General features: G+C 54.9%; 4 protein-coding genes and 1 pseudogene. 3 read left to right on the forward strand and 2 right to left on the reverse strand.

Annotated features, from left to right (window positions below; translation table 11 throughout):
- Positions 1-356: 356 nt before the first annotated feature.
- The gene (locus BOA8489_RS19690; protein WP_093976020.1) at positions 357-1,892 is read right to left on the reverse strand and encodes a bifunctional aminoglycoside phosphotransferase/ATP-binding protein; all 1,536 of its coding nucleotides are present in this window, start codon (positions 1,890-1,892) and stop codon (positions 357-359) included.
- 402 nt (positions 1,893-2,294) lie between these two features.
- On the opposite strand from BOA8489_RS19690, the gene BOA8489_RS20575 reads away from it, so the two are divergent.
- Positions 2,295-2,447: a hypothetical protein gene (locus BOA8489_RS20575; RefSeq protein ID WP_176440389.1), complete on the forward strand. Its 153-nt coding sequence runs from the start codon at positions 2,295-2,297 to the stop codon at positions 2,445-2,447.
- A gap of 346 nt (positions 2,448-2,793) precedes the next feature.
- On the forward strand, positions 2,794-4,041 hold the full coding sequence (locus BOA8489_RS19695; RefSeq protein WP_093976021.1) for an SAM-dependent methyltransferase: 1,248 nt from the start codon (positions 2,794-2,796) through the stop codon (positions 4,039-4,041).
- Between the two features lie 69 nt (positions 4,042-4,110).
- On the opposite strand, the pseudogene BOA8489_RS20885 reads toward BOA8489_RS19695, so the two are convergent.
- Positions 4,111-4,305, reverse strand: a pseudogene (locus BOA8489_RS20885) (IS6 family transposase); the annotation flags it as partial.
- A gap of 253 nt (positions 4,306-4,558) precedes the next feature.
- Between BOA8489_RS20885 and BOA8489_RS19705 the strand changes: the two are divergent.
- Positions 4,559-4,984, forward strand: coding sequence for a c-type cytochrome (locus tag BOA8489_RS19705; protein WP_093976022.1), 426 nt, complete (start codon positions 4,559-4,561; stop codon positions 4,982-4,984).
- The last annotated feature ends 752 nt before the right edge of the window (positions 4,985-5,736 follow it).

Here is a 5,736-nt window from a genome sequence, read left to right on the forward strand (position 1 = left end):
TGGGATCGGGATCAGGTTTTTCATCCACGCGATCGTACCCTTTTACGCGCTCCGCGATGCGCAAGGGCAAGTCTGCCGGATGTCTGCCCCTCGGGATTGAGAAATGTCAAAGCAAATCCGAATGCAAAGGTTAGCGATATTGCAGGGTGCCCCGAATGACCCCCGCAACGCTGAGAGACACAATGACAGCCCTGATCGCGCAGTCTGATAGGACCCGCGAAAACCGCTACACCGCGCAAAAGCTGAATGAGGTTGTAGATCTGCTGCAACTAGAAAATGCTAACACGCTTCAAGTATAGGCCTGTAGCCCGTTTTGGACTGTGCCACTACATTGATCACTAAATGGGCTCGATTGATCACGAAAGGGGCTCGCAGCTTTGAGCCCGGACAAGCGTCTTGAGCGCAGCACTGTAGACACTTTCGAATGTGCCTGACGCATCAAGACGATACCAGCTCAGATCACCGATTGGGGCCGCCAACTGACGCCGTAGAACGTCGATATTTGCATCAGACGCCGCCTTGCGCCGTGCCTCGATACGGTCTTCCAAAACCCTTTGCGGCGCGTCCAACCAAAAGCCAACGAACGGCACTCCCGACACAGCAGCAACGCTTGCCGCTTTCTTCCGCAGATCGGGACCTAGAAATGTCGCGTCCAGCACCACCGCATGCCCCGCCTTGAGGATCGATTCCGCACGAGTGAATATCCGCTGATAAACCGCCGTGCGTTTTTCGGATGTGTATGCCTCTTTATTGAGAGCTTGTTTCTTTTGAAGCCCGGCCTTTCGCTCCATATCCGACGCAAGAATGACTGCGCCAGGTAGCGCGCCTATATCAGGCGCAATTTGTCGGGCCAGTATGCTTTTTCCGCTGGCAGAGTACCCGCCGACAGCAACCAGCATTGGCGGCGGCCGCCGCAGACACACATCAGCCAATTGCATATATTCGTCAATTTCACACGCAGACGCTTCGGGCGTTTCGCAAGCGGCGTCGGTCTGAAGCAGCACCATCGCTCGGATTGCCGCCCTAACCGAAAGGAATAGCGGAAGGGCCGCCAGACCATCGTCTTCCTCGCCCTCCGCCTCGCAAAGCCATGTATCCAAAACCCTGCATGCCTGTTTTTGTAGCCCACTGTGGCACATGTCCATAATCAAAAAGGCAACGTCGTAAAGAACATCACAAGTGCCCAATATCTCATCGAACTCCAGCGCATCGAAGAGTGTCGGTTGACCGTCCATCAGTACAAAGTTTCGCAAATGCATGTCGCCGTGGACGCGTCGGACGTGACCCGACAGACCACGGGCGTCCAACAACGACCGGTTACTCATCCAAGCGTCTCTCGCTTCATGTGCCCAAACTGGGATGCGCATCATCCCCATAGATCCTGTGAACTCCGCAAACACGCGTTGAAGCTCGTCCAGAATATCACCTATCAGTTGGCTGCCGGGACAGCGAACTATTGGCGTCGCCTTGTGATATGCTGCAACCGCCTCGCCCATGGAAAGAGCAAGTTCCTCATCAAGCTCGCCACGCTTGGCGATCTCCTGCAATTCGTCTTCCGCCGGGAACCGCCACATTCGCAAGACCCAATCGACAACCGGCCCGTCACCCGCCAGCGCCAGGCCCTCATCTTGCCGTGTCACTGGCAGCACATCCCGATAAATCATCGGCGCAAAGGGCGCGTTTAGCTCGATCTCACGAACCAGCATCGCATGACGCAATTCGACCGTACTAAGGTCCATATAATCGTACTTAACCGCACGCTTCAGCTTCAGCGCGACAGGGCCGCACAAAAATACGAGCGCGCCGTGTGTTTCGATAACCGAGACATCCTCACAACTATTAAACGCGTGGGGCGAAGCGAGGAACGCTATAACTTCGGATTGGGTCGTCATGAACAATCCTCATAAGGTGCTTTCCTATCTAATCGTAGTTGATGCAGGAGCATTGACGCTGGTCAATCAGTCAACGACCAACGTTTTGCGCCGCTAGGCGGCGGCCGTCATTGAGCCCTATCTTCACGAGGTTGGTGAAAGGCACGGTCAGACCAAAGCGCACCAAGTTCCAAAAGAACAGTGCAATTGTATCTTATGCCGCAGCTTCAATACGTCCTCGACTGAATGTCGCTTCCTCGCCATCCCAACTCCCCCTCTCGAGGCCATTATAACGGCCCAGTTTTACGGGGAAGAACATGTCGCGCGACTGAGGCCACGCTGGCCAGCCCCGCCGCCGATACACCGCAACTGGCGGCGCATCTGGACGGCCTCACATACTTCCGATCCACATTCGAGACGGGCGTGAAAGCGCTTGTCGTCAGAATCATCACGCCGAAAAACACGCCCTTTGACCCAATGCTGCACGAAGGCATACAAATCGAGGAGACAGACGAGATCAACGGGGGGAGGTTCTTGTTCTTCGTCGTTCCGGACTGGCGTTGGGAAAACGGCTGATCCGACCGGCCCATGTGACCGTCAGCGCAAGCCCGGGCAAACCTGCGAAAGACTGACAACGGGCATATGGCCAGTTGTGCCCCGACAGCTGTCTCCTGTGTTTTTGACGATCCGCAATACTAAGGCCGCGTGGGCTTTTCTCAAACCTTCGCACCCGAGTGGGACGGTTTGATATCGCTCAATCCGTGCCGTGATCGCAGTGGTACATATTTCGAGTACTGGCTGTCCAAATAGAAATACCGCGCGCCGCACCGTCGGTTCACGTTACCAGCTTTCTTTTGGGTGCGCCTACCGTCAGCAGCCTTCGTATCGTGCCGTACGCTGCCCAAGAATGAGAGGCCATCAGATGTGGCAACGCGCGTTTGACCTGATGCTGCGCCGATTACTGCAAAACGGCAGCTTGCAGGTGACCTTGCCGGACGGTCAGCACTTTCGCTATGGCGACGGAACCGGCACGCCAGTGCATGTTCACCTGCACGACACAGCAACCGTCAGGCACCTTGTGCTTAATCCAGAGCTGGCCTTGGGCGAGGCCTATATGAACGGCACACTCACAATTGAAGAAGACGATCTACAGGGCTTTTTAGGTCTGATCGTCGCTAACCGAGATGATACGGCCCATGTCTGGTGGCAGAGACTGTTGCCCGGACTGAGAATCGCGCTGCGCCGGTTTTCGCAAAATAACGTGACCCTGCGGGCAAGGCGCAACGTAGCCCATCACTATGATCTGTCAGACGCGCTATACGATCTGTTTCTTGATTCCGACCGCCAGTATTCCTGCGCCTACTTCCGGGATCCAGGCGACAGTCTGGAACAGGCACAGGCCAACAAGAAACACTACATCGCGCGCAAGCTGATGATCGAACCCGGCATGCGGGTGCTGGATATCGGCTGTGGTTGGGGTGGCATGGCGCGGACGCTGGCGCGGGATTACGGGGCGCAGGTTCTTGGTATCACGCTGTCCGAACAGCAACACGCCTATGCCAAGACCACCGCCCGGCGCGAGGGGCTGGCCGACCGCGTCGACTACCGACTTTGTGACTATCGCGACGTGACGGGAACATTTGACCGGATCGTTTCGATAGGCATGTTCGAACACGTGGGACTGCCATACTATGAGACCTACTTCAAAACGATCCACGACAGGCTGAGCCCTGACGGGATTGCTTTGATCCACACCATCGGCTGGACCGCCGCACCGGACGCCACAAACCCTTGGATTGCCAAGTACATCTTTCCCGGCGGCTACATCCCCACCCTGTCCGAAGTAATGCGGACCGTTGAAACCTCGCGCCTCTGGGCGGCGGACGTCGAAACATGGCGGTTGCATTATGCCTATACCCTGCGGCATTGGTTCGACCGGTTCAAGGCGAACGAAGACAAGGTCCGCGCGCTTTATGACGACCGCTTCGTGCGGATGTGGCGATTCTATCTGGCCGCCTGTGAACAGACCTTTCGTCATAGCCGCCAGGCCGTATTTCAGGTGCAGCTTTCGCGCCGCATCGATGCCGTGCCGCTGACGCGCGATTACCTTTACCCGCAGCAAGAGAAAGCCGTCGCAGAGCCGCCGACACCCCAGCTCAGCCACGTCTGACATGACGCCTCAGATCGGTGCTGGCAGACTAATTCGAACCAGTTTCTGAATGGGAATTGAGGCTGCCACTTATGTCGCGCCGAGACCGCGCCATTCAGTAAGAGCGGCGGAGCGATTGAGCTTGAAGATGGTCCGTATGTTGAGGCTTCTTTCCGAATTGAACAGGTTATAATTCGAGGCGTCGACGGCGGCGAACTTTTCTAGACTTCGCATCCGACTGAAACGAAGCATGACACTCTCTCGTCGTCGAAACAGCAGGTGTGTGTAACCCGTCACGGCCTTTGAGACAGGCAGCCTTGTTTTGCTAAAGGAGTGTCTTTCGCTCATCGTAACCCTTGGAGGGATACGAGATGAGAACGAAGACGGGGCCGAATGTGCTTTCGAATTCAAAATGCGCCTCTGCGATCGCTGAGCGCTTTGTTCTATCTGCATGTAGATGGCTTGACGGATATCAATTAGTTCAGACTTTCTTGCTTGATGATCCCATTTAGCCAAACCGGAAAAAGGGAGATTTCTCATGAATAGTTGGTCTTGTCGTAAAATGGGCGTTCTTGCCGCAACCGCCGTATTCAGTCTAACCGCCTCAGCGGCCAGTTCTCAGGATTTCAGCATTGGGGAGCGCCTATTCCTAGAAAATTGCTCGGCCTGCCATGGCAATTCCGGCAGGGGTGACGGTTCCGTCGGTGTTCTTTTCTCTGCCCAGCCCAAGAGCTTGCGATCACTCGAAAATGACAACAACGGACACTTTCCATTCAGTGAAGTCTATCAGTCGATCAAGGGAGAAAGGAACATTCAGGCGCATGGGATAGAAATGCCTGTTTGGGGAAGCGCGTTCACGAAAGACATCATGTCTAATCCATTCATCTCAGGCCCCCTAGGGGAAGAACTGGTTCAAGGGCGAATTCTGGCACTAGTCTATTATCTTCAATCTATTCAGGACTGAGCCTGATGTGTCTCAAAACCGATGACTGCTTTGGGCTGATTGTGTTGAAAAGCTCCGAAATTCAGATATCGTGATTTTTGGGCAAAAACCCTGTCATACTAGGAAGTCAGGCGAGATCGTTCGTGAGGCGAAGATAGATGGCGCGTGAGCGACGAAAGGCCAATTTCGCCGAACCTCTCGCCACCAAAAGCTCGTCAAGCTGTACGGCGAAAAATTTCGTTGTACAGCGCCAAAAATGGAGTTTTTCGGCAAGATCGGCTCAAAGCCGTCACTCGCTGCGCCCTTCATTAATGACCGCTATGCGGACAATACAATCGCCAAGAAAGGAATATTGAACAATCCTTTGGAGGGCGGGCTGAGCTTTTTCAATGTGGGTTGAGTTGCTTCAACGCGGCGGCTCTACGCCCAGCTAGCATTACAGAGCATGTTTTTTTATACATAGGAGGCGGTCATCAAGCGTGCTTTCACGCACTCCGTGATGCGCAATGGCAGGTCTGCCGGATGTCCGCCCCTCGGGATTGAGCAATGTCAAAGCAAATCCAAATGCAACAGTTAGCGATATTGCAGGGTGTCCCGTATGACGCCTGTAACGCTGAGAGACACAATGACAGCCCCGATTGCGCAATCTGATGAGACCCGCGAAAACCGCTACATCGCGCAAAAACTGAACGAGGTTGCGGACCTGCTGCAACACCAAGACGCCAACACCTTCCGGGTTCAGGCTTACCGCGACGCGGCCTCGTACATCACGC

It is taken from the genome of Boseongicola aestuarii, from assembly GCF_900184815.1.
GTDB lineage: Bacteria > Pseudomonadota > Alphaproteobacteria > Rhodobacterales > Rhodobacteraceae > Boseongicola > Boseongicola aestuarii.

Coding starts and splice junctions, on each gene's coding strand:
- BOA8489_RS19690 (WP_093976020.1), bottom strand. CDS start 1,892: ATGACGACCCAATCCGAAGTTATAGCGTTCCTCGCTTCGCCCCACGCG.
- BOA8489_RS19695 (WP_093976021.1), top strand. CDS start 2,794: ATGTGGCAACGCGCGTTTGACCTGATGCTGCGCCGATTACTGCAAAAC.
- BOA8489_RS19705 (WP_093976022.1), top strand. CDS start 4,559: ATGAATAGTTGGTCTTGTCGTAAAATGGGCGTTCTTGCCGCAACCGCC.